The organism is Alcaligenes sp. GCM10023179 (genome assembly GCF_042653705.1).
Lineage (GTDB): Bacteria > Pseudomonadota > Gammaproteobacteria > Burkholderiales > Burkholderiaceae_B > Alcaligenes > Alcaligenes phenolicus.
Map to the genome: position 1 here is coordinate 1,537,472 of NZ_JBHSIQ010000001.1, position 21,267 is coordinate 1,558,738.

The following is a 21,267-nucleotide window of genomic DNA, read 5'->3' on the forward strand; positions in this document are numbered from 1 at the left end:
ATCCTTGAAGATAAACCCCATGCCCTTGACGGGACATGGGGTTTTTTCTTTGGGTGCTCGCAATGCGTTTTCTTGTCCGTTTCTGCGTCTTGCTGATGTGTGGCCTGGGGTTGTCTGCCTGTCAGACCAGTCAGGGGCCTGATGGCCTGTTGGCTGATCCGGGAACACGCGTCTTTAACTTCGATTGGCGCTTGTCTGGCGACCCTCAAGTCGGCCCTATGCAGGTGTTTGATAACGGCAGGCGTATCTGGCTGCATTTTGCACCGGAGCAGATGCTGCCAGCGGTGTTGGGGCGCAGGAATGGACAGGAAACGCTGCTGTCTTTGAAGCCCTTGGGGCAGTTTCAAGTGATTGAAGGCCTGTGGACGGAGTTGATATTTCGGGCCGGACGAGCACAGGCGCAGGCTAGTTTAGGGCGCAAGAGTGCCCATGCTGAGGGTGCTGCAACACTTGGCGTAGAGGCATCGGATGCCTTGCCACAGGACCGTAGTCAACAGAAGGATCAGCAGCAAGCCCGAGCCAGTCTCTCCCAGCGTAGTGATTCTTCGCCAAGCCATTTCCCCCTAAGTCGTTCCGATATCCGCTCTTCCGAGCAAAGTAGTCTGTTTTCTGGAAAGCCCGCGCCAGATTGGATGGCGGCTCAAGTGAAGGAGGGCGAGTCTGCCCCTGGGAATGTGTTGCAGACACAAGCCTTTCAAGCCCGTTCAGAGTTGCTGCCAGTCTCAGCTCCTGGTGTGGATGCACAGTCCATTGCAGAGCCTGTTTTTGAACTGCGAATCAAGGATAGAACCTTGAGGCAGGCATTAGTCCGATGGGCTAAGCAAGCGCAATGGGTTTTTGCACCTGAGCATTGGACTTTGGAGGTTGATTTCCCTATCAAGGCGGCGGCTCGCTTTGAGGGGGACTTTGAGACTGCTGTGGCTCAGTTGTTGGCGGCTGCCCAACTGAATGCTCATCCTTTGCAGGCCTGTTTTTACTCAAATCAGGTGCTCAGGATTCTGGCTTGGCCGCAAGCCTGTGATCCCAGTGCTTCGCCCGAGGGACAGTCATGAATTATCTCTGTCTCTTGCTTTTGCCGCTGATAGCGGCTTGCAGCTTGCAAACAGCAGGGCAGCATGTTGATCAGGCTCAGGCATGGCTGGATGATGCCGTGGTGTTGGATGGCAATAGTCCATCCTCCGTGGCACATGCACAGTCTGTCGACAAGCCCTGGTTGCTGGGGGCGGCCGTGCCTTTACGAAAACAGGCTGCCTTGCCAGCGGCATTGCGCTCCAGACAAACCTTCAGTTTTTCTTTGGAAGCGCCTTTGCCCGATCTGGATGAGCTGGCGCGTCGTTTGTCTTTATTGTCTGATCTGAGCGTTTTCATTAGCCCGCAGGCTCGTTTGCCTTTAACGCATTTCCCGCCACGAACCGCTGGGCAGGAGGGGCCGGAATCGACTCGGCAGGGAGGTCTGATTTTTGAACAACTACGTTTGTCAGCCTTGTTGGATCAGATTGCAGCGGTATATGGCCTGAAGTGGCGTTATCAGGCAGGCCGTATTGAGTTGTATCGCGATGAGAGTTCTCTGGCTTTGGGGCAGCAGTCTGGATTGCGACAAGTAGACGGGTCAGGGACAGGGGGCTTAATTGGTCGAGGTGTGAAATGAGTTCTGTCTTGCCTGAGCGGGAGTACTGGTTTGGGTTGCAGTGGGTGGATGCCAGGGACGGTATGCGGCGGACTCAAAATCGTCGAATGAAGAGATCGTATTGGACTTGCTTGATGGGAGTGAAAGGGGGGCTGAGAGAACAGGCACGTAAGCAAACGGAAAGGCAAATAGAAGAACTACAACAAGTACAGGAAAAGACTGATGAGGATGTAGCAGGACAAAGAGCAGGGCAAACAGCAGGACGAACAGCAGGACGAACAGCAGGACGAACAGCAGGACGAACAGCAGGGCAGGCAATGGCTTGGGTTCCAAGTTGTTGGCTGAACAGCCGGAGGACCCAATCTGTCTTGCGCTTGGCCCAGAATGGGCCTTCAAGAGCCAGACTAACGCGAGTTCAGGCTTATTCTGCGGCTGCCTGTATGGCTGCCCACCACCCTCAGGACGCAGTTTTTCTTTTATGGACGGTGGCTCCTGGCCGTTTGTGGTTTCTGGTGCTTGAACATGGTCAGGTGATGGAAGGTAGCGATTGCCTCCTGGCTCAGATCGGGCAAGTGCAGACCTTGCGGCGGGCCATGCAGGCGCGTTATCCCTCTATACGTGAACTGCGGCAACCTGCTGATTTATGGGTCTGTCTGGAACAGGGCAGAAGACCGCAGGGCCGTATGCTGCGCCAGCCTGTCAGGCGTGTTGGTGGGTGTGAAAAGATCCCGCTTCGTCTGGCGGTTCTTTCTTTGCTGGTGTTGGCTACGCTTGGAAGCGTGTTCTCCCTTGATCTTCGGGCTCGCTTGGCTGCCATGGCGTCTGATTGGGAGCAAAGTCCATCACAGGAAGAGCATGGTTTGACGAGTATTCAATCTGTGTTGGGCTTGATTGAGGAGCTTCCTGCTCAGGGGGCAGACTGGCAATTGCAGCAGGTGGATTGTCGCCGTCAGGCCGGCCTGTGGGAGTGCAGGGCACATTACGGGTTTGAGGATGTGCAAAGTTTTAGTGCGGCCATGAATAGCCAGATTCGTGAGCCGAATGTGCTGGAGTTCACCGGCTTGGGGCAGGGGGCTTTGAGTATCCGGCGCGGGTATCAGACATGGATTCCTCAGCTCTTGGAAACGAAAGATCATACGCGAATGCCAACTGCGGCATCTCCAGGTTTGCATGCCAAGCTGGCGGCCCTGCAGCCTGCTTTTATGCGCTTGTCATTGAGCCCCGCTCAGTGGGTTGAATCCTCCGCCGAAAATGAGCAAACAAGGGCAGGCGTGTGGCGCCGTTCCTGGCTCAGCCAATCGCCTCTGCGCTCGGTGTACTTACTGGCGGCCCAGCTTCCTGAACTGCACTGGGAGCGTATGAGCTTGTCATTGAACTCGCGGTCCTACCCCTCGCTGCTGGGCAGCGCTTTTATCGTGGAGCTGGAAGGCTATGTTTATGAATCTGCGCAGCGGGATCTGGCTGATCAGGATCTGGCCGATTACATGCAGACCCCTTTTGAGCATTCTGTTTGGTCTGACGCTGATGTTTAGTGCACCGGCTTGGGCGATGGAAACCATGGCGACGATAGTAAGGGAGATGCTGTTGCTGGAAGCCGAACAGGCGCGGCAGAACATGTCGTCCTGCTTGAGGACACCACAGGAGCAAGAGGGGGCGAGTCAGCCTGATGTGGCCAAGATCAAATCCAGTAAGTCCACCCCTGCATTGAAGCTGAAAGCGATCTATGGAAAAGACACCCAGTTGCTAGCCGAAGTGCAGCATGAGCAGCGTCTGCTCCTGTTTCAGCAAGGACAGCTTTGGCCGATAGGGCGTGAGCGAGATAGGTCCATGCGCCTCTTGTCTTTGAGTAGTCGCTGTATTGAGCTTGAAATAGGGCAAACCCAGGCTCAGGCTGCGCAACCGCAACCGCAACCGCAACCGCAACTGGAATTGCAATCCATCAAACTATGTTTGCCTTCCGGGCAGGGCCAAGTGTGATCGGACTTCTGCGATTCGCAGAAGCCCAGGCTTACTGCTTTGCAGGTTTCACGCCTGACTGTTCTTGAATCAGCAAGGCCGTGGGTTCGTGCAGCAGCAGACCAGACAGGCGGCTTCATAGACCCGAAGCAAGAAAAAACCCCGACATGATTTTCATCATATCGGGGTTGGAAGTTACTACGGAGCTTGTCGCTCGTCAGGCTTGAGCCTTGTTCTGCATTAGTCGCGGGTACCGCTCCAAGCGGCAATGGCGGCACGCTCTTCGTCGGTCATTTGCGTCATGTTACCCAAGGGCATGTACTTGGAGTGCACCACGGTCTTGACCTGTTCGGCGTGCAGTACCGTGTTGTCGATGGTATCGAGCAACATGCCGGCAGGGGCAGCCGTAAAGCCGAAGTCGGCATTGGGCTTGACCGCGTGACACTGAACACATCGTGCGTCCATGATTTCCTGGACACGGGCAACACTGATTGTTTCCGCACCGTTGGCAGCTTCAGGTGCACTGGCAACTTCACCCTTCAAGCTGGCAGGAGCCGCCAGGTAACCCACGATCAGCAGCAGCACAACACCGGCAGCCGGGTAGGCAGGCTTTTTGATGCCAGCGTGCATCAGCACGAAGTATTGACGGATCAGGGCACCGGCAAAGATGAACAGCACCATGATGATCCACGCATTGGGGTTGTTATACGTGAACGAGTAGTGGTTGCTCAGCATCAGCAGCAGGACAGGCAGCGTGAAGTAGGTATTGTGTACCGAACGCTGTTTGCCGCGCTTGCCATCCAGAGGGTTGGGCGCCTGACCGGCTTTCAGTGCCTTGACCATGCGGCGCTGGCCGGGAATGATCCAGAAGAACACGTTGGCCGACATGCTGGTGGCCATGACAGCACCCGTCAGCAAGAACGCAGCACGACCCGAGAAGATGTGGGCGCTCAGGTAAGCCACGACCACCATCATGATCGCCACCGCCACGCTTAGCAGGCCGTCGCGGTTCATGTTGGGGCTGATCAGGCGGCACAGGCCGTTATAGACCACCCAGCCCAATACCAGGAAGGCAATGGCCATGACGTTGGCCTGAGTGCCTGTCATTTGAGCCGCCCATTCCCAGGGACTGTTGGGGTTGACCAGATAGAACTCGGGCTTGGTCAGGTAGAGCAGGGCGAACAGGAAGAAACCGGACAACCAGGTGGTGTAGGACTTCCAGAAAGACCAGTGCAGGTCATCAGGCAGTTCGGCCGGATTAGTCAGGTATTTCTGGTTGTGATAGAAGCCGCCGCCGTGGACAGCCCACATCTCGCCAAATACACCGCGTTTCTTGCTTTCTTCGCCTTTAGGCGGTTTCAGGCCATTGTCCAGCATCACAAAGTAGATGGACTCGCCGATCCAGGCGACAGCCGCAATCACGTGCAACCAGCGCAACAGCAGGTTGCCGTACTCAAGTAGGTAAGCGTACATAAAGATCTCGTATCAGAGTGGTTTCGTATAGAAGCGAAAAGTCGACTTGGATACGCGATCAGCTGCCGCGATAGGTAGACCAGGACCAGGGGGTCACGACCAGAGGTACGTGGTAATTGGCATTGGCATCAGCGATACCAAAGCGAATGCCGACCTGATCCACAAAGCGTGGCTCGGGCAGAGCCACACCGCTGGCGGCAAAGTAGTCACCTGCATGGAACACCAGTTCAAAAACGCCCGTGTGCATGGCCTGGCCTTGCAGCAGGGGCTCATCACAGCGACCGTCGCTGTTGGTGTGAGTGGTTTTGATCAGAGTGCGTTGATCGTTTTCGATGGAATAAAGATCGACGCGCACGCCGCTGGCTGGGCGCCCTTGAGTCGTGTCAAGGACATGGGTTGATAGCTTTCCCATAAATGTCTCCGGTTTATGGTGATCAAAAAAGGTCCAGCGAGCCCAGTTTTGAGAACCGGCCGGGGGCCAACGGTGCAAGGATCAGTGCGCTGGGTTGAGGCCCCGAAACTGTCGCTCTGTTTGAGGAATCAGATTGTCGACAATTTATGTTGACGATTTTGTCGGGGTACCGAATAATTGTCAATAGTCAATAACGAGAAATTCTATGCTTCAGATACGGCGGCAAGAGGGGATGAGCAGTGAATCCCAAGCGCCCAGCGCCTCCTCGCTGCTAGAGGGAGGCATGGCAGATAGCGAGGTCGGGCGTGTTTATAGCCAGATCTTTGATGCGGTCGTTGACCGTCGTCTTTTGCCTGGAACCAAACTGACGGAAGCCACGCTGTGCACGATTTTCGAGTGCTCGCGGGCGACCGTTCGTGCGGCGCTGGCTGCCCTCGAACACGACAAGATTGTGGTTATCGAGCCCAATCGTGGCGCTTTTATCTGGAAGCCGACGGCCAAGCAGACACGGGATGTGTTTGAACTGCGACGAGACCTGGAAGCGCTGATTCTGAAAAAACTGATCAGCTACCCGGATCTGCCGGAGCGTTTGGCTGGCCTGTATGAAATGGTGGAACGTGAACAGCACGCTTTTGAACACGGCGACCGCATCAGCTGGTTGCGCCTGTCAAACGCGTTTCACGTGATGCTGGCGCGCTGCGCTGGCAACGATGAGTTGACCGAGCTGATGCACACCTTGTGCGCCCGCACCACGCTCATCATTGCCTATCACGACACACCGGGCGAACAGGCTTGCTCGTTTTACGAGCACAAAGAGATTTTGGACAAGCTTAGTCAGGGCGACGCCGACGGCGCGCATCTGGCTATGCATCATCACTTAAGTGATTGTGAACATCGCATGAGCGAAGCGGGTGATGGCAGTGCTGCTGATCCTTGGCTGGCCCTCAGCGTAAAACGCTAAACGGAGACGGTATGTCCTTGAGTAAGTACCCTCGTGACCTGGTTGGTTACGGTAAAAACGTGCCTCATGCACAATGGCCTGATCGGGCGCGCATCGCGGTGCAGTTTGTCTTGAACTATGAAGAAGGCGGCGAGAACTGCGTTCTGCACGGTGATCCGGGCTCTGAACAGTTTCTGTCCGAAATCATTGGTGCAGCGGCTTACCCGGACCGTCACCTGTCCATGGAATCCATTTACGAATACGGCTCGCGTGCCGGTGTCTGGCGGATTCTGAAAGAGTTTGAGAAACGCGGCTTGCCCATGACCATTTTCGGTGTGGGTATGGCGCTGGAGCGTCATCCCGAGCTGGCACAGGAGTTTGTACGCCTGGGCCATGAAATCGCGTGCCACGGTTACCGCTGGATTCACTACCAGAACGTATCCGAAGAGGTGGAGCGCGAGCATATGCGTCAGTGCGTAAAAGTACTGACGGACCTGCTGGGCCATCACCCTGAAGGCTGGTACACCGGCCGTGACAGCCCCAACACCTTGCGTCTGGTGGCAGAAGAAGGCCAGTTCCTGTACAGCTCCGATTACTACGGTGATGATCTGCCGTTCTGGACCGAGGTTCAACTCAGCGACAATACTGTCAAGCCGCAATTGATCGTGCCTTACACCCTGGACAGCAATGACATGCGCTTTGCGGCTCCTCAGGGTTTCAACACCGGCGATCATTTCTTCTCCTACCTGAAAGACGCGTTTGACGTGCTCTACGAAGAAGGTGAAGAAGCCCCCAAGATGTTGTCCATCGGTTTGCATTGCCGTCTGATTGGCCGTCCTGGCCGCTTCCGTGCCTTGCAGCGCTTCCTGGATTACGTGCAATCGCACGAGCGTGTCTGGGTTTGCCGTCGTGTGGATATTGCCCGTCATTGGGCCGAACATCATCCCTATCAGCCCAAGGCCTGATCGAGGCAGGGCCAGGGTTCATGCCTCCTGGCCCGTCAGGACGACATCCTGAATATGAGCAGGGTGCCTTCACATTCCGACTCGCCAGGGTCGGAATTGTTGTTTCTGCCCGCTGAAAACAGTACTATTTGACGCTTACGCAGCCGCTCGTACAGGGAGTGTGGCGTCCTGGCTTCTCACTGCTTTGCCGGGGCGGCAGGTGTTGTGCCAGCGCAGCGCGCGCATGGGCTGCAAGGCTGATCGTCTTATAATAGGCAGTTAAATTTTCCATCGCGTTGCATGTAATGAAAACCTCAGAAATTCGTCAGAAGTTTCTTTCTTTTTTTGAATCCAAGGGACATCACATCGTCTCCTCGGCTTCGCTGGTACCAGGCAATGACCCTACCTTGCTGTTCACTAACGCAGGGATGGTGCAGTTCAAAGATGTGTTCACGGGCAAGGAAACCCGTCCCTACAACCGTGCAACCAGCTCTCAGCGCTGTGTTCGTGCCGGTGGCAAGCATAATGACCTGGAAAACGTGGGCTACACCGCCCGCCACCACACCTTTTTTGAAATGCTGGGCAACTTCAGCTTTGGCGACTACTTCAAGCAAGACGCCATTCGCTATGCCTGGGAGCTGCTGACGACGGTTTACAAGCTGCCTGCAGAGAAACTCTGGGTCACCGTCTATCAAGAAGACGATGAGGCCTACGATATCTGGGCTTCGGAAATTGGTGTGCCCAAAGAGCGCATCATCCGCATCGGCGATAAGGGTGGCGTACGCTACAACTCGGACAACTTCTGGCAGATGGCCGATACCGGCCCCTGTGGTCCTTGTTCGGAAATCTTCTACGATCACGGCGCTGACGTTTGGGGTGGTCCTCCCGGATCGCCTGAAGAAGACGGCGACCGCTATATCGAAGTATGGAACCTGGTGTTCATGCAGTTCGAGCGTTCCGCCGACGGCACCATGACGCCGCTGCCCAAGCCTTGTGTGGACACCGGTATGGGCCTGGAGCGTATTTCGGCTGTGCTGCAGCACGTGCATTCCAATTACGAGATCGACCTGTTCCAGTCTCTGATTCAGGCCGCCGCACGCGAAACCAAGACCAGCGACTTGAGCAATAACTCGCTCAAGGTGATTGCTGACCACATCCGTGCTTGCAGCTTTCTGATTATTGACGGGGTCATCCCCAGCAATGAAGGCCGTGGCTATGTGCTGCGCCGTATTATTCGCCGTGCCTTGCGTCACGGTCACAAACTGGGTCAGAAGGGCTTGTTCTTTTACCGTTTGGTACAGGACTTGGGCCTGACCATGGGCGAAGCCTACCCCGAGCTGATTAGCCAGCGCGAGCGTATCGAACAAGTGCTGCGCCAGGAAGAAGAGCGTTTCAGCGAAACGCTGGAAAATGGCATGCGCATTCTGGAAGGCGCTTTGGCCAACCTGCCGGAGAATGCCAAGCTGGACGGCCAGACGCTGTTCACCTTGTACGATACCTACGGTTTCCCCGTGGACTTGACCGCCGACATCTGCCGCGAGCGTGGCATTGAGGTCGATCTGGACGGTTTTGAAGTTGCCATGGAAAACCAGCGTCAGATGGCACGCGCTTCGGGCAAGTTCAAAACAGCCGAAGGCTTGAGCTATTCCGGTGTGCAGACCCGTTTTGATGGCTACACCACCCTGGAAGGCAGCGGCACCGTTACCGCCTTGTATGTGGATGGCACCTCGGTGCAGTCCGTGGCTCAGGGTCAGCAAGCGGTGGTGGTTCTGGATGCCACCCCTTTCTACGCCGAATCCGGTGGTCAGGTGGGGGATGCCGGTATCTTGAGCGATGCCAAGGGCCTGTCCTTTGAAGTGCAAGATACTCAAAAGATTTCCAATCAGGTTTTCGGCCACCAAGGGGTGCTGAACGCAGGCACGCTGACAGTGGGCCAGACTGTTCAAGCCCAGGTGGATACCGAGCGCCGTGAGCGCGTGATCCGTAATCACTCGGCCACGCACTTGATGCACAAGGCCTTGCGTCAGGTGCTGGGCGGTCACGTGCAGCAACGTGGTTCCCTGGTGGACGCCGAAAAGACCCGTTTTGACTTTGCTCACGATGCCGCCATGACGGCCGAGCAAATCGCTCAGGTCGAAGCCATTGTGAATGAGCAGGTTCTGGCTAACCAGGCCGTGCAAGCCCAACTGATGTCCTTTGATGACGCTGTTAGCGGTGGTGCCATGGCTTTGTTTGGCGAAAAGTACGGCGATGAAGTGCGCGTACTGGATATCGGTTTCTCGCGCGAGCTGTGCGGCGGTACTCACGTTCAACGTACGGGCGATATTGGCCTGTTCAAGATTGTCTCGGAAGGCGGTGTAGCCGCTGGCGTGCGCCGTGTCGAGGCCATCACCGGCACCAACAGCCTGCATTGGGTACAAGCGCAGGAACGCTTGTTGAACGACGCTTCTGCCAGTCTGCGTACGCAGCCAGAGGGTCTGGTTGCCCGTATCAGCGCCTTGCAAGGTCAGATCAAGGATCTGGAGCGCGAGCGCGAACAAATGCAATCCAAGCTGGCTGCTTCGGCAGGCCAGGATCTGCTGGCTCAGGCTGTCCCGTTGAATGACAGCAGCCGCTTGCTGGTTGCCACGTTGCAAGGCGTGGAGGCCAAAGCCTTGCGCGAAATGGCGGATCAGTTGAAGAACAAGCTGCAGTCTGCCGTGATCCTGCTGTCTATCGTGGCAGACGGCAAAGTCAGCCTGGTGGCTGGCGTGACGCCTGACCTGACCTCCAAGGTCAAGGCGGGTGATCTGGTGGGCTTTGTGGCCTCGCAAATGGGCGGGAAGGGCGGTGGTCGTCCTGACATGGCCATGGGCGGCGGTACCGATGCCAGCGTTCTGCCGCAGGCCAATGCTTCGGTGCAGGCCTGGGTTCAAAGTAAATTGGGTGCGTAATGACGATGTCCGAGACCGGCGCATTGCCCAACAGCGATCTGCAGGTTGATGCAAGTGGGCTGAAATGCCCCTTGCCTATCTTGCGTGCCAAGAAAGCCTTGGCACAGCTGGAATCCGGGCAAGTGTTGCAGGTCATCACGACCGATCAGCACGCCATTCAAGATTTTCAGGCTTTTTGTCGCCAAACTGGCAACGAACTGTTGGCTCAAGACCAGCAAGCCGAAAAAACTCTGCATTTTTTACGCCGTCGTTGAGCCGACGGCGGTAGAATACTGCTTTGTCTGTTGCGTATCTAGCACTGAATCTGCTATCTTAGCGTGTTACTTTTGGCATGCTTGCCAGAATAGTGCTAGAATTTTTTGTTTACCTTACACAATAAAGGGATTATCAATGGTGGTAATTCGCTTGGCCCGTGGTGGCTCCAAAAAGCGTCCTTTTTACAACGTAGTAGCCGCCGAGGCGAGCCAACGCCGTGATGGTCGCTTCATCGAACGTCTGGGTTTCTACAACCCCGTTGCTGGCGAAGGTCATGAAAACCTGCGTCTGCAAATGGACCGCGTTAAGCACTTCACCGACAACGGTGCTCAGGTTTCGCCTGCTGTGGCTCGCCTGTTGAAAGAATACTCGGCTAAGGTTGCTTCGGCTGCCTAAGTTGATTCACCTGTTTTTTTAGTAGCGTTTAGTGTGAAGCAATCTGCGATTCCTGCTGACCTTGTTGAGCTCGGTCGTATTGTTTCCGCTTATGGTGTGCGTGGTTGGGTCAAGATCCAGCCGCATTCCATGCAAACCAAGGCGCTGCTGAATGCAAAGACATGGTGGTTAAAAACGCCCCGGCCTGAATCTCAGGCGGGCGTTTTTGCGTCTGTGTCACCCAGACAGATACAAACCGCAAAGCAGCATGGTGCAACCATCGTGGCGCAGTTTGAGGGTCTGGATAATCGAGAGCTGGCTCAAGCTCTCAAGGGGCATACCGTTTGGGTATCCCGTGCCGCTTTCCCCAAAGCGGACGAAGACGAATTTTATTGGGTCGATCTGATCGGCTGCCGCTTCTTTGGCGAGCAGGACGGCCAGGCTGAAAGCCTGGGCGAAGTGGTGGAAGTGCTGGATAACGGCGCGCATGCCATTTTGGTCGTGCACCGCGGCTTCTGGGATGCCGAAGGTGTTTTTACACCTGTAAAGGACGAACAGGGCAGGCCGCTTGAAGAGCTGGTTCCCTTTGTGCAAGCCATTGTGCATACGGTGGATATGTCCGCCCGCGAGCTGCACAGCCACTGGGCGATTTGATCGTTTCAATCCTGCGCACCTGCATGGCTCTGGCCTGACTGGTCGAGCCTTGTAAAGCGTATCCGCTTTTTTCTCTTGCCGAGTCCTCATGCGATTTGATGCCCTGACCCTGTTCCCGGACATGTTTGATGTGGTCAGCGAGGCTGGGGTTACTGGCCGTGCGCACAAACAGGGCATCTGGCAGATGCGGACCTGGAACCCGCGCGACTACACCACTGACGTGCACCGTACCGTAGACGATCGTCCTTACGGCGGTGGCCCAGGCATGGTCATGCTGGCTGGCCCCTTGAATGATGCCCTGGATCAGGCTTTGGCTGATCGTGGCGATAGCCCGGAAGTGATTTTGCTAAGTCCCACAGGGCGACGCTTTGACCAGGCTGTGGCTCAGGAACTGGCTCAAGGTCCCGGTGCGGTTCTGGTTTGCGGTCGCTATGAAGGTATCGATCAACGCTTTATTGATGCGCGCGTCACCCAGGAACTGTCTTTGGGGGACTTTGTGCTGTCTGGCGGCGAAATTGCCTCGCTGGCGATTATTGATAGCGTGATTCGGCTTTTGCCCGGCGTGTTGAATGACGCTGACTCGGCTCGTCAGGACTCTTTCCATGCCGACAATAGCGGCTTGCTGGATAGCCCGCATTACACGCGTCCCGAGGTATACCGCGATCAGGCGGTGCCCGACGTGTTGATGTCTGGTCATCATGGTCGTATCCAGGCATGGCGGCGTGAGCAATCCCTGCGTTTGACAGCCTTGCGGCGGCCCGAGTTGATTGAGCAGGCCCGTCAGCGTGGCGAACTTAGCAAGGCAGACGAGCGCTTTTTGGCATCTTTGGCTTCCTTGAGCGAATAGCTTTGTTTAAAGCGTTCGCCAAACCTTAACGGTCCGTTTTTATGCGGGCCGTTTTGTATCTGGGTGACTTTGTTAGTCGTACTGGCCAAGCTGCAGTTGCGAATTTTCCGCAGGGGTGTCGTCCTTGGTATTCAGTGTCTGCCGTCCCCAGCTCATCAGGGCCATCCCGCTAATCGCCAGCAAACCTCCGCCGATCAAGGATGGGTTCAGGGTCTCCTTAAGCCACAGGCTGGACAGTAAAACGCCAAACAGCGGTACCAGGGCCAGGTAGGCGCCTGCGGATGTGGCGCCCAGGCTTTTCACGCCGTGCATATACCAGGCGAAGGCCAGAGCCGTTGAACCCAGGCCCAAGGCCAATACGCTGTACCAGGCTTGGCTTGGCGCATGGATCAGGCTGCCCCAGGCCGAAAGACCCTCCACCCCCAAGCTGCTGATGGACAGCAGCACTGCGCCAATCAATGTGGTCATGCTAGTGGCGGTCAGAGAATCTACGGTGGTCAGTACGGTGCGGCCAATCAAGGTGTAGCTGACCCAGCACAGAGCACAGCCCAGTAATAGCCATTCGCCTATTCCGCTCTGACCCAGCATGAGGCTGCTGATAGAGCCGGCACTCAGGGCATAGAGAGCCCCTGATACGGCCAGGATCACCCCCAGGCTCATCTTTTTGTTGACTGGCTCGCGAAACAACAAAGAGGCCAGAATCAGGATCAGGACCGGGTTCAGAGCAACGACCATGCTGGCCTTGCCTGCTGGCACCAGTTTCAGGGCCAGAAGAAAGAAAATTGAATAGCCAAATACCCCAAAAGCCGAGGCGTTAAGCAGACCTAGCCATTCTCGGGAGTCAAGTGTGAATAGGGCTTTCAGTCGGCCGCTCCAGCTCATCCAAAGCAGCAGTGCGACACTGGCAATCAGGAAGCGCAGACTGGCTGCCGCCAAAGGCGGCATGGCTTGCGCTACGACTCGGCCCCAGGGCCAGGAAGCTCCCCACAGAGCGGCCATGCCAATCAGAGTTAGGTGTACGGAGTAGTTGGGAGATTTCATTAAAGCCACTATGGAGAAGATTTCAGCAGGGGTACTATTTACTTTTATTGCTTCATAGTCGAATGAGTAAACGCTCATGACCTTCACTCAACTAGAAATCTTTTCCGTGCTGGCCAGGATAGGCAGCTTTTCGCGGGCCGCCAGTGCCTTGGGGGTGACGCAAAGTGCAGTCAGTCATGCGCTCAAGCAGCTGGAGGCCGATTTGGGTGTCTGCCTGTTTTCTCGTGGCCCGACCTCAGTGGAGCTGACAGAAGTGGGGGCTAAGTTGCTGCAACGTGCCAACGATATCCTGCAGCAGAGAGAGGCCTTGCATCAAGAGGCCTGCTACGAGCAGGGAATTGCCCGTGGCACCTTGCGTATTGCTTCTTTTGGGGCTTCCTCGTCCTTGCATTTGCTGCCGCATTTATTGGCTTGCTACAGGCAGACGCATCCCGAAGTGGAGGTGCAGATTGATGAGGGTATTGATAGTGAAGTGGCGCAATGGCTGTTGGAGCGGCGTGTGGAGCTGGGCTTTGTGATCTTGCCGGATGACCGCTTTGACTGCTTGCCCTTGGCCCAGGATGAGCTGGTGGCCGTGCTGCCGGCAGAGCATCGTTTGGCCGTTTGCGCCCGTGTTTCTGCCAGTGACTTCCATGACTTGCCGTTTATTCGGACTGCGGCAGGCTCTGGCCCGCATGTAGATCAGTTTCTGGCGGCAGCAGGGGCGGTCCCCAGGGCCTTGTTCCGCTTTGAGCAGTTGTCTTCCATGTTGGGCTTTGTCGCGCAAGGAGTGGCTGTGACCATCGCGGGCAGGCTGGCCTTGCCGGAGCCACCAGAAGGGGTGATTTATCGCAGCCTGGAGCCGTGTAGGCCTCGTGAAATTGCTCTGGCGGCTTTGAATTTCGAGCGGCTTTCTCCAGCTGCTCAGGCGTTTTTGCGGATAGCCCGGAAAATACATCACAAGAGGTGATGCGCTCAGGATGGCTTCGCTTTTTCTTGTTGTGTCAGTGCGGGATGGCTTCTGTGCGCGACCGGTCTGCGCGGGTGTGATGCTCCTGTGTTCTTCTGTTTCGTATGAACAGGGAGGGTGTGTTACGAGTAATCGGAATAGTGCCGCTGGATTGAAGGACCATAGATGCAAAAAGGCCCTGCACTCGTGCAGGGCCTTTTCTCGTCACCGAGACCTGATTCAGGCGATTAGCCCAGACGATCAAACTGCTGTTTCACCTTGGCCAGTGTCTCACCGAATTGAGCCACGCGCAGGCGCTCCTGTTCAACTACGGCGGCAGGTGCACGTTCTACAAAGCTGGCGTTGCCCAGTTTGGCTTCGGCCTTGTTGATCTCGCCTTGCAGACGTTCGATTTCCTTGGACAGGCGGATGCGCTCCGCTTCCACGTCAATCTCTACGTGCAGCATCAGCTGAGTGGTGTCGACCACTTGTACTGGGGCGCCGGCGTCGGTGGGCAGTTGATCCACGATGTCTACGCTTTCCAGTTTGCACAAGCTGGCCAGATAGGGGCTGTTGGTGCTCAGGATTGCAGCGTCACCTTGGGCAACCAGTGGCACGCGCTGAGCGGGCGAGAGGTTCATCTCGCCGCGCAAGGCGCGAATCGCGTCCACTTGGGCTTTTAGTTCTGCAACCTGTGCCATGGCCTGTTCATCAATGGCGGCCGGATTGGCGATAGGGTAGGGCTGGACCGAAATACTGGTGGTTTCATTGGCAGCACGTTTGCCAGCTACCACCGAGACTTTCTGCCACAGCTCTTCCGTAATGAACGGGATGATGGGGTGTGCCACGCGCAACACCACTTCCAGTACACGGATCAGGGTGCGGCGGGTGCCCAGCTGCTGCTCGGGCGTGCCGTTCTGGATCTGGGTCTTGGCCAGTTCCAGATACCAGTCGCAGTACTCGTCCCAGACAAAGTGGTAGATGGCGTTGGCGACGTTGTCGAAACGGTAGTCGGCAAAACCGCGCTCGGCGTCCTGTTCCAGGCCTTGCAGCAGGCTGATGATCCAGCGGTCTGCAAAGCTCAGTTCGGCAGCAGCGTCGGTGTGCAGTTCATGGCCTTCGGTGTTCATCAGCACAAAGCGGGTGGCGTTCCACAGCTTGTTGCAGAAGTTGCGATAGCCTTCACAGCGCTTCATGTCGAAGTTGATGTTGCGACCCAGGGTGGCGTAAGCGGCCATGGTAAAGCGCAGCGCGTCCGTACCGAAGGCGGGGATGCCATCGGGATAGTCCTTCTTGGTGCGCTTGCTAATGCTTTGAGCCTGCTTGGGATTCATCAAGCCAAAGGTGCGCTTGTGTATCAGGCTTTCCAGGTCGATGCCGTCGATCAAATCCACCGGGTCAATCGTGTTGCCCTTGGATTTGCTCATCTTCTTGCCTTCCATATCGCACACCAGTCCGTGAACATAGACGGTGTTGAACGGAACGCGGCCGGTCAGGTGCATGCTCATCATGACCATGCGGGCCACCCAGAAGAAAATAATGTCGAAGCCAGTTACCAGCACGCTGGAGGGCAGGTAACGAGCCAGATCCGGGGTTTCTTCAGGCCAGCCCAGATCGGTGAAGGGCACCAGGGCAGAGGAGAACCAGGTGTCCAGTACGTCCTCGTCGCGGCGCAGCGGGCCGGTCACGCCAGCGGCACGGGCTTGTTCCAGAGCGTCTTCTTCGGAGCGGGCGACAAACAGGCTGCCGTCTTCGGCGTACCAAGCGGGAATTTGGTGACCCCACCACAGCTGACGGGAAATACACCAGTCCTGAATATTGTTCAGCCACTGGTTGTAGGTGTTGGACCAGTTGTCGGGGTAGAAGCGCACACGGCCATCGGCCACCACATCCAGGGCAACCTGGGTGATGCTCTTGCCAGGGTGCAGGGAGTCGTCTGGCGCAGGCTTGCTCATGGCGACAAACCACTGGTCGGTCAGCATGGGTTCGATAACCGTATTGGTACGGTCGCCGCGTGGCACCATCAGTTTGTGTGGCTTGACGGCCTTGAGCAGGCCCTGGGCTTCCAGGTCGGCCACGATTTGCTTGCGTGCAGCAAAGCGCTCCAGGCCTTGGTAGGCTTCGGGGGCGGTGTCGGCAATATGGGCATCCAGCGTCAGGATGCTGATCATTTCCAGGCCGTGGCGCTGGCCAACGGCGTAGTCATTGAAGTCGTGGGCAGGAGTAACCTTCACCACGCCGGTACCAAAGGCCGGGTCTACGTAGTCGTCTGCGATGATCGGGATGGAACGGCCAACCAGGGGCAGGGTAACGGTTTGACCGATCAGGCCGATATAGCGCTCGTCTTCAGGATGCACCATCAGGGCAACGTCGCCCAGCATGGTTTCCGGACGGGTGGTGGCCACCGTCAGGTGGGTCAGACCGCCTTGAGGTGTGGTCAGCGGATAGCTGATTTCCCACAGATGGCCGTCTTCTTCCTCGCTGACCACTTCCAGATCAGATACGGCGGTGCCCAGCACGGGGTCCCAGTTCACCAGGCGCTTGCCGCGGTAAATCAGGCCTTGCTCGTACAGACGGACAAAGGTTTCCAGCACGCCACGGGACAGATTGTCGTCCATGGTGAAGTATTCGCGGCTCCAGTCACAGGACGCGCCCAGGCGGCGGAACTGGCCGGTAATGGTATTGCCCGACTTCTCTTTCCACTCCCAGACTTTTTCCAGGAATTTCTCGCGGCCCAGGTCGTGGCGGCTGATGTTCTGGGCATCAAGCTGGCGTTCCACGATGATTTGGGTCGCAATCCCGGCGTGGTCGGTACCGGGAATGTAGACCGTATCGTCGCCTTTCATGCGGTGGTAGCGCGTCAGGCCATCCATGATGGTCTGGTTAAAGGCGTGGCCCATGTGCAAAGTCCCGGTGACGTTTGGTGGTGGGGACTGGATCACAAAGGGTTCGGACTGATGATCACCCAAGGGCTGGACATGTTGGCCACCCTTGAAAAGGTCGGCTTGCTCCCAGCGCGCGTACCAGCGCGTTTCGATTTCCTGGGGTTCAAAGCTCTTGGATAATTGCTCGTCGGAGGTCGTAGCGGATGAGTTGGTCATGGTGATGCGGTCTGCCTGCCCCTTATTGCACGTTCAGTGCCAGATAGGGCGGGACTAATCCTGGGTAAAAAACGAATTTAAGATGCACTATTTTAAGATGTGGCCGTGCGTCTTTGGCGTGGTAAAATGCCGGGTTGCCGTAAATCTGATGAAAGTGCTTGTTTTCATTAAAAAATTTAGCGCGAACCGTCGGATCTGCATTTTGCTTTACGCAGCAAAGACTACACTATATTGTTCTTATTTGGATTTTCACATGGCTATTGAACGCACTCTGTCCATTATCAAGCCCGACGCTGTTGCTAAAAACGTGATCGGTCAGATTATTTCCCGCTTTGAAGGCGCTGGCCTGAAAGTGATCGCTGGTCGCCTGGTTCACCTGTCCCGTGGCGAAGCCGAGCGCTTCTACGGCGTGCACGCCGAGCGTCCTTTCTTCAAGGATCTGGTCGACTTCATGGTTTCCGGTCCTGTGTTCGTTCAAGTTCTGGAAGGCGAAGGCGCCATTGCCAAGAACCGCGAACTGATGGGCGCTACCGACCCCAAGAAAGCTGACGCCGGCACCATCCGTGCTGACTTCGCTGAAAGCATCGACGCTAACGCCGTTCACGGTTCCGACGCTCCTGAAACCGCTGCTGTCGAAATCGCTTTCTTCTTCCCAGAGTGCAACGTTTACAGCCGTTAATTCGTTAAACCGCGCAGTACTGGCGGTACTCTGAGCAAGACTTGCCCGGCACACCGGAATGGGTGTGCCGGGCAAATCCGCAAAAAGAGGCTTTTTTGCCCTCCTGCAAGAAAGTAATAGCCAGACCGCGTGAAGGTATTATTTTTTTATGTCATCGCTCGAACCTACTAACCTTCTGGGCCTGGGCCCGGAGCAACTTGTCGAACTGGTCGCCCAATGGGGTGGCAAGCCTTTCCGCGCGCGCCAATTGCAGCGCTGGATACACCAGCGTCAACAAGACGATTTTGGGCAGATGACGGATCTGGCGCGCGAGTTCCGCGAGCAGCTGACCGCTAATTGCGTTGTCACCGCGCCCAGCATGTCGCACGAACATATTTCTACCGACGGCACTCGTAAATGGCTGTTTGATGTAGGCAGCAATAACGCCGTCGAAGCGGTTTTCATTCCCGAGGACGACCGGGGCACCCTGTGTATTTCCAGCCAGGCTGGCTGCACGGTGGCCTGTCCATTCTGTTCCACGGGCTATCAAGGCTTCAACCGCAACCTGACGACCTCTGAAATCATTGGCCAGTTGTGGTTTGCTCGCCGTGCTTTGCTGAATGCGCCGGAAACCGCCCGTATTGGCGATGCCGAGCAAACCAGCACACGTGTTATCAGCAATGTGGTCATGATGGGCATGGGCGAACCCCTGCTCAATTACGATCAGGTGCTCGGTGCTTTGCGCCTGATGCTCGATGACAATGCCTACGGTCTGTCGCGCCGCCGCGTGACGGTCTCCACCTCCGGGGTGGTGCCCATGATGGATCGTCTGGCCAAAGATTGCCCGGTCGCACTGGCCGTATCGCTGCACGCGCCCAATGATGCGTTGCGCGATCGCCTGGTGCCACTGAACAAGAAGTATCCGCTGGCCGAGCTTCTGGATGCCTGTAATCGCTATCTGGAGCACGCCCCGCGTGACTTCATCACGTTTGAATACATCATGCTGGACGGCATCAACGATACCGACCAGCATGCGCAGGAACTGTTGGATATCGCACGCATTGTGCGCTGTAAATTTAATTTGATTCCTTTCAATCCTTTTCCGCAGTCCGGTCTGAAACGCTCTTCAGCTGCACGGGTCAAACAGTTTGCCCAACGGCTGATGGATGGTGGGGTGGTAACCACAGTGCGCAAGACGCGCGGCGATGATATTGCTGCCGCTTGTGGACAGTTGGCGGGCGATATTCGTGATCGCACCCGTATCGAACAACGTTTGCCTGATCGTGCTGTCATTCAAATCAAACAGGAACGTGCATGAGCGAGACTCTGGTCCCCTCCAACCAATCGGCTCCGGAAGCGGGCTCAGGTGTAGGCCCGACATTGCGTGAGTTGCGCCTGGCGCGATCCTGTACGCTGAACGAAGCCTCCACCCGCCTGAAGTTTTCGGTTCGCCAGCTAGAGGCCCTGGAAGCTCAGGAGTGGGACCAGTTGCCCGGTGGGCAGCCTTTGCGGGGCATGGTGCGTAATTACGCGCGCTTTCTGGAGGCTGACGTATCAGCCGTGCTGGTCATGCTGGAAGCTCAGGTCAGTGATACCGCTGCGCCCAAGCCCGTACCGCGCAATCATTCGGGTGCGGGCTTGTCCAGTGCGGACTTGAGCCTGTATTCGGACTCGCGCGGCGGGTTTGGCTGGATCTGGATTCTTATCATTATTGTTTTGCTGTTGGTCGCTGGTTTTTACGCCATTGATCGGGGCTGGGTTCCCGAAGAGTGGCTGGTGTTCGATTGGCTCAAGGACTTGAAGAAATGACGCAGGGTCCCGAAACTCCCTCTGCTTGCCAACCTCTGCCGGTGGGCGCCCAACCCAAGCGGGTGACGCGTACGGTTGATGTGCGCTGGGGTGATCATGTTGTGAAACTGGGGGGCTCGGCGCCGGTCGTGGTGCAGTCCATGACCAATACGGATACGGTCGATGCCATTGCAACGGCTATCCAGGTCAAGGAACTGGCGCGTGCCGGTTCTGAAATGGTGCGCATCACGGTCAATACCCCCGAAGCGGCCCGTGAAGTTCCTGCCATTCGCGAGCAGCTGGACCGCATGGGCGTAAATGTCCCCTTGGTGGGGGACTTCCATTACAACGGCCATAAATTGCTAGCAGATTACCCCGAGTGTGCTCAGGCCCTGTCCAAGTACCGGATCAATCCGGGCAATATGGGCGGTGGCAAGCGCCGGGACGATAACTTCGCCAAGATGATCGAAATCGCCTGCCGTTACGACAAGGCTGTGCGAATTGGCGTGAACTGGGGCAGCCTGGATCACGAACTGATGGCCCGCATGATGGATGAAAATAACGAGCGTGCTCATCCCTGGACGGCTCAGGCGGTGATGCGCGATGCTCTGGTTATCTCTGCCATCAGCAACGCCCAGCGTGCCGAGGAACTGGGGCTGTCGGGCAACCGTATTGTTCTGTCCTGCAAGGTCAGCCATGTGCAGGACCTGATCACGGTCTACCAGGATTTGTCGGCTCGTTGTGACTACGCCTTGCACCTGGGTCTGACCGAAGCGGGGATGGGCAGCAAGGGGATTGTGGCTTCCACCGCCGCCTTGGCTGTCTTGTTGCAGCAAGGCATTGGTGACACCATTCGTATTTCCCTGACTCCTGAACCCGGTGGCGATCGTGCTCGTGAAGTGGTGGTGGCTCAGGAAATCTTGCAGACCATGGGTTTGCGTGCTTTCACCCCTATGGTGGTGGCGTGTCCGGGTTGTGGTCGCACCAGCAGTACGGTGTTCCAGGAGCTGGCCAACGATATTCAAAGCTATTTGCGTGACCAGATGCCCGTTTGGAAGGATCTGTATCCCGGCGTGGAAACCATGAACGTCGCGGTGATGGGCTGTGTGGTCAATGGTCCGGGGGAAAGCCGCCACGCCGATATTGGCATCAGCTTGCCGGGAACCGGGGAAGTCCCTTCGGCACCCGTCTATGTGGATGGCGAGCGGGTGGTGACCCTGAAGGGTGATACTATCGCTCAGGAATTTCAGACCATTGTCCAGAATTACGTTGAGCGCCGCTACGGCAAAACATCAACGGTTTGATCAACACGCTTGTCAGTCTATGGCGAGCAAA

Annotated in this window: 20 protein-coding genes; 16 read left to right on the forward strand and 4 right to left on the reverse strand. The window is 56.5% G+C overall.

What is annotated here, in order from left to right:
• Positions 1 to 62: 62 nt before the first annotated feature.
• The 4 genes from ACFPDR_RS06885 (at position 63) to ACFPDR_RS06900 (ending at position 3,604) form a co-directional block, all read left to right on the forward strand.
• A complete protein-coding gene (locus ACFPDR_RS06885) occupies positions 63 to 1,052 on the forward strand; it encodes a TcpQ domain-containing protein (protein ID WP_137430222.1) in 990 nt (329 codons plus the stop codon).
• Positions 1,049 to 1,648 (forward strand): hypothetical protein, encoded by a 600-nt coding sequence (locus ACFPDR_RS06890; RefSeq protein ID WP_137430223.1) that lies wholly within the window; start codon positions 1,049 to 1,051, stop codon positions 1,646 to 1,648. Before ACFPDR_RS06885 ends, ACFPDR_RS06890 begins: the two co-directional genes overlap by 4 nt.
• Positions 1,649 to 2,220: 572 nt before the next feature.
• The gene (locus tag ACFPDR_RS06895) at positions 2,221 to 3,159 is read left to right on the forward strand and encodes a hypothetical protein (RefSeq protein ID WP_376910930.1); all 939 of its coding nucleotides are present in this window, start codon (positions 2,221 to 2,223) and stop codon (positions 3,157 to 3,159) included.
• On the forward strand, positions 3,125 to 3,604 hold the full coding sequence (locus ACFPDR_RS06900) for a hypothetical protein (RefSeq protein WP_376910931.1): 480 nt from the start codon (positions 3,125 to 3,127) through the stop codon (positions 3,602 to 3,604). Before ACFPDR_RS06895 ends, ACFPDR_RS06900 begins: the two co-directional genes overlap by 35 nt.
• Before the next feature lie 219 nt (positions 3,605 to 3,823).
• On the opposite strand, the gene ACFPDR_RS06905 is transcribed toward ACFPDR_RS06900, so the two are convergent.
• Positions 3,824 to 5,056: a urate hydroxylase PuuD gene (locus tag ACFPDR_RS06905; RefSeq protein ID WP_009455921.1), complete on the reverse strand. Its 1,233-nt coding sequence runs from the start codon at positions 5,054 to 5,056 to the stop codon at positions 3,824 to 3,826.
• 58 nt (positions 5,057 to 5,114) lie between these two features.
• Positions 5,115 to 5,468 (reverse strand): hydroxyisourate hydrolase, encoded by a 354-nt coding sequence (gene uraH / locus ACFPDR_RS06910; protein ID WP_115633837.1) that lies wholly within the window; start codon positions 5,466 to 5,468, stop codon positions 5,115 to 5,117.
• A gap of 232 nt (positions 5,469 to 5,700) precedes the next feature.
• Between uraH and ACFPDR_RS06915 the strand changes: the two genes are divergently transcribed.
• From ACFPDR_RS06915 to trmD, 7 genes are all read left to right on the forward strand, one after another.
• Entirely contained in the window at positions 5,701 to 6,429 is a 729-nt protein-coding gene (locus tag ACFPDR_RS06915; protein ID WP_035272249.1) for a GntR family transcriptional regulator, read from the forward strand.
• Between the two features lie 11 nt (positions 6,430 to 6,440).
• On the forward strand, positions 6,441 to 7,373 hold the full coding sequence (puuE, locus tag ACFPDR_RS06920) for an allantoinase PuuE (protein WP_021446474.1): 933 nt from the start codon (positions 6,441 to 6,443) through the stop codon (positions 7,371 to 7,373).
• A gap of 284 nt (positions 7,374 to 7,657) precedes the next feature.
• Positions 7,658 to 10,285: an alanine--tRNA ligase gene (alaS, locus tag ACFPDR_RS06925; RefSeq protein WP_035272252.1), complete on the forward strand. Its 2,628-nt coding sequence runs from the start codon at positions 7,658 to 7,660 to the stop codon at positions 10,283 to 10,285.
• Positions 10,285 to 10,539: a sulfurtransferase TusA family protein gene (locus ACFPDR_RS06930; RefSeq protein WP_009455909.1), complete on the forward strand. Its 255-nt coding sequence runs from the start codon at positions 10,285 to 10,287 to the stop codon at positions 10,537 to 10,539. Before alaS ends, ACFPDR_RS06930 begins: the two co-directional genes overlap by 1 nt.
• A 136-nt stretch (positions 10,540 to 10,675) precedes the next feature.
• On the forward strand, positions 10,676 to 10,936 hold the full coding sequence (gene rpsP / locus ACFPDR_RS06935; protein ID WP_009455906.1) for a 30S ribosomal protein S16: 261 nt from the start codon (positions 10,676 to 10,678) through the stop codon (positions 10,934 to 10,936).
• Between the two features lie 33 nt (positions 10,937 to 10,969).
• The gene (gene rimM, locus ACFPDR_RS06940; RefSeq protein WP_009455896.1) at positions 10,970 to 11,569 is read left to right on the forward strand and encodes a ribosome maturation factor RimM; all 600 of its coding nucleotides are present in this window, start codon (positions 10,970 to 10,972) and stop codon (positions 11,567 to 11,569) included.
• Between the two features lie 88 nt (positions 11,570 to 11,657).
• Entirely contained in the window at positions 11,658 to 12,416 is a 759-nt protein-coding gene (gene trmD / locus ACFPDR_RS06945; protein WP_376910932.1) for a tRNA (guanosine(37)-N1)-methyltransferase TrmD, read from the forward strand.
• A 72-nt stretch (positions 12,417 to 12,488) separates the two neighbouring features.
• Here the strand turns inward: trmD and ACFPDR_RS06950 are convergent, their stop codons facing one another.
• The gene (locus ACFPDR_RS06950) at positions 12,489 to 13,457 is read right to left on the reverse strand and encodes a DMT family transporter (protein WP_376910933.1); all 969 of its coding nucleotides are present in this window, start codon (positions 13,455 to 13,457) and stop codon (positions 12,489 to 12,491) included.
• A gap of 76 nt (positions 13,458 to 13,533) precedes the next feature.
• Here ACFPDR_RS06950 and ACFPDR_RS06955 point away from each other — a divergent pair, with 76 nt between their 5' ends.
• Positions 13,534 to 14,406 carry a LysR family transcriptional regulator gene (locus tag ACFPDR_RS06955; protein ID WP_376910934.1) on the forward strand — a complete coding sequence of 291 codons (873 nt, stop codon included), beginning with the start codon at positions 13,534 to 13,536 and terminating at the stop codon, positions 14,404 to 14,406.
• A 227-nt stretch (positions 14,407 to 14,633) separates the two neighbouring features.
• Here ACFPDR_RS06955 and ACFPDR_RS06960 read toward each other — a convergent pair whose 3' ends face one another.
• Positions 14,634 to 17,486 carry a valine--tRNA ligase gene (locus tag ACFPDR_RS06960; RefSeq protein ID WP_376910935.1) on the reverse strand — a complete coding sequence of 951 codons (2,853 nt, stop codon included), beginning with the start codon at positions 17,484 to 17,486 and terminating at the stop codon, positions 14,634 to 14,636.
• Between the two features lie 253 nt (positions 17,487 to 17,739).
• Between ACFPDR_RS06960 and ndk the strand changes: the two genes are divergently transcribed.
• The 4 genes from ndk (at position 17,740) to ispG (ending at position 21,236) form a co-directional block, all read left to right on the forward strand.
• The gene (ndk, locus tag ACFPDR_RS06965; protein WP_009455885.1) at positions 17,740 to 18,165 is read left to right on the forward strand and encodes a nucleoside-diphosphate kinase; all 426 of its coding nucleotides are present in this window, start codon (positions 17,740 to 17,742) and stop codon (positions 18,163 to 18,165) included.
• Between the two features lie 148 nt (positions 18,166 to 18,313).
• Complete coding sequence (rlmN, locus tag ACFPDR_RS06970) at positions 18,314 to 19,462, forward strand: 23S rRNA (adenine(2503)-C(2))-methyltransferase RlmN (protein ID WP_009455884.1); 1,149 nt, start codon at positions 18,314 to 18,316, stop codon at positions 19,460 to 19,462.
• Positions 19,459 to 19,953, forward strand: a complete 495-nt coding sequence (locus ACFPDR_RS06975) for a helix-turn-helix domain-containing protein (protein WP_302356880.1) — start codon at positions 19,459 to 19,461, stop codon at positions 19,951 to 19,953. The genes rlmN and ACFPDR_RS06975 overlap by 4 nt, the downstream gene beginning before the upstream one ends.
• Positions 19,950 to 21,236 (forward strand): flavodoxin-dependent (E)-4-hydroxy-3-methylbut-2-enyl-diphosphate synthase, encoded by a 1,287-nt coding sequence (ispG, locus tag ACFPDR_RS06980; RefSeq protein ID WP_035272271.1) that lies wholly within the window; start codon positions 19,950 to 19,952, stop codon positions 21,234 to 21,236. The genes ACFPDR_RS06975 and ispG overlap by 4 nt, the downstream gene beginning before the upstream one ends.
• The last annotated feature ends 31 nt before the right edge of the window (positions 21,237 to 21,267 follow it).

Coding starts and splice junctions, on each gene's coding strand:
- ACFPDR_RS06885 (WP_137430222.1), top strand. CDS start 63: ATGCGTTTTCTTGTCCGTTTCTGCGTCTTGCTGATGTGTGGCCTGGGG.
- ACFPDR_RS06890 (WP_137430223.1), top strand. CDS start 1,049: ATGAATTATCTCTGTCTCTTGCTTTTGCCGCTGATAGCGGCTTGCAGC.
- ACFPDR_RS06895 (WP_376910930.1), top strand. CDS start 2,221: ATGCAGGCGCGTTATCCCTCTATACGTGAACTGCGGCAACCTGCTGAT.
- ACFPDR_RS06905 (WP_009455921.1), bottom strand. CDS start 5,056: ATGTACGCTTACCTACTTGAGTACGGCAACCTGCTGTTGCGCTGGTTG.
- uraH (WP_115633837.1), bottom strand. CDS start 5,468: ATGGGAAAGCTATCAACCCATGTCCTTGACACGACTCAAGGGCGCCCA.
- ACFPDR_RS06915 (WP_035272249.1), top strand. CDS start 5,701: ATGAGCAGTGAATCCCAAGCGCCCAGCGCCTCCTCGCTGCTAGAGGGA.
- puuE (WP_021446474.1), top strand. CDS start 6,441: ATGTCCTTGAGTAAGTACCCTCGTGACCTGGTTGGTTACGGTAAAAAC.
- alaS (WP_035272252.1), top strand. CDS start 7,658: ATGAAAACCTCAGAAATTCGTCAGAAGTTTCTTTCTTTTTTTGAATCC.
- ACFPDR_RS06930 (WP_009455909.1), top strand. CDS start 10,285: ATGACGATGTCCGAGACCGGCGCATTGCCCAACAGCGATCTGCAGGTT.
- rpsP (WP_009455906.1), top strand. CDS start 10,676: ATGGTGGTAATTCGCTTGGCCCGTGGTGGCTCCAAAAAGCGTCCTTTT.
- trmD (WP_376910932.1), top strand. CDS start 11,658: ATGCGATTTGATGCCCTGACCCTGTTCCCGGACATGTTTGATGTGGTC.
- ACFPDR_RS06950 (WP_376910933.1), bottom strand. CDS start 13,457: ATGAAATCTCCCAACTACTCCGTACACCTAACTCTGATTGGCATGGCC.
- ACFPDR_RS06955 (WP_376910934.1), top strand. CDS start 13,534: ATGACCTTCACTCAACTAGAAATCTTTTCCGTGCTGGCCAGGATAGGC.
- ACFPDR_RS06960 (WP_376910935.1), bottom strand. CDS start 17,486: ATGACCAACTCATCCGCTACGACCTCCGACGAGCAATTATCCAAGAGC.
- ndk (WP_009455885.1), top strand. CDS start 17,740: ATGGCTATTGAACGCACTCTGTCCATTATCAAGCCCGACGCTGTTGCT.
- rlmN (WP_009455884.1), top strand. CDS start 18,314: ATGTCATCGCTCGAACCTACTAACCTTCTGGGCCTGGGCCCGGAGCAA.
- ACFPDR_RS06975 (WP_302356880.1), top strand. CDS start 19,459: ATGAGCGAGACTCTGGTCCCCTCCAACCAATCGGCTCCGGAAGCGGGC.
- ispG (WP_035272271.1), top strand. CDS start 19,950: ATGACGCAGGGTCCCGAAACTCCCTCTGCTTGCCAACCTCTGCCGGTG.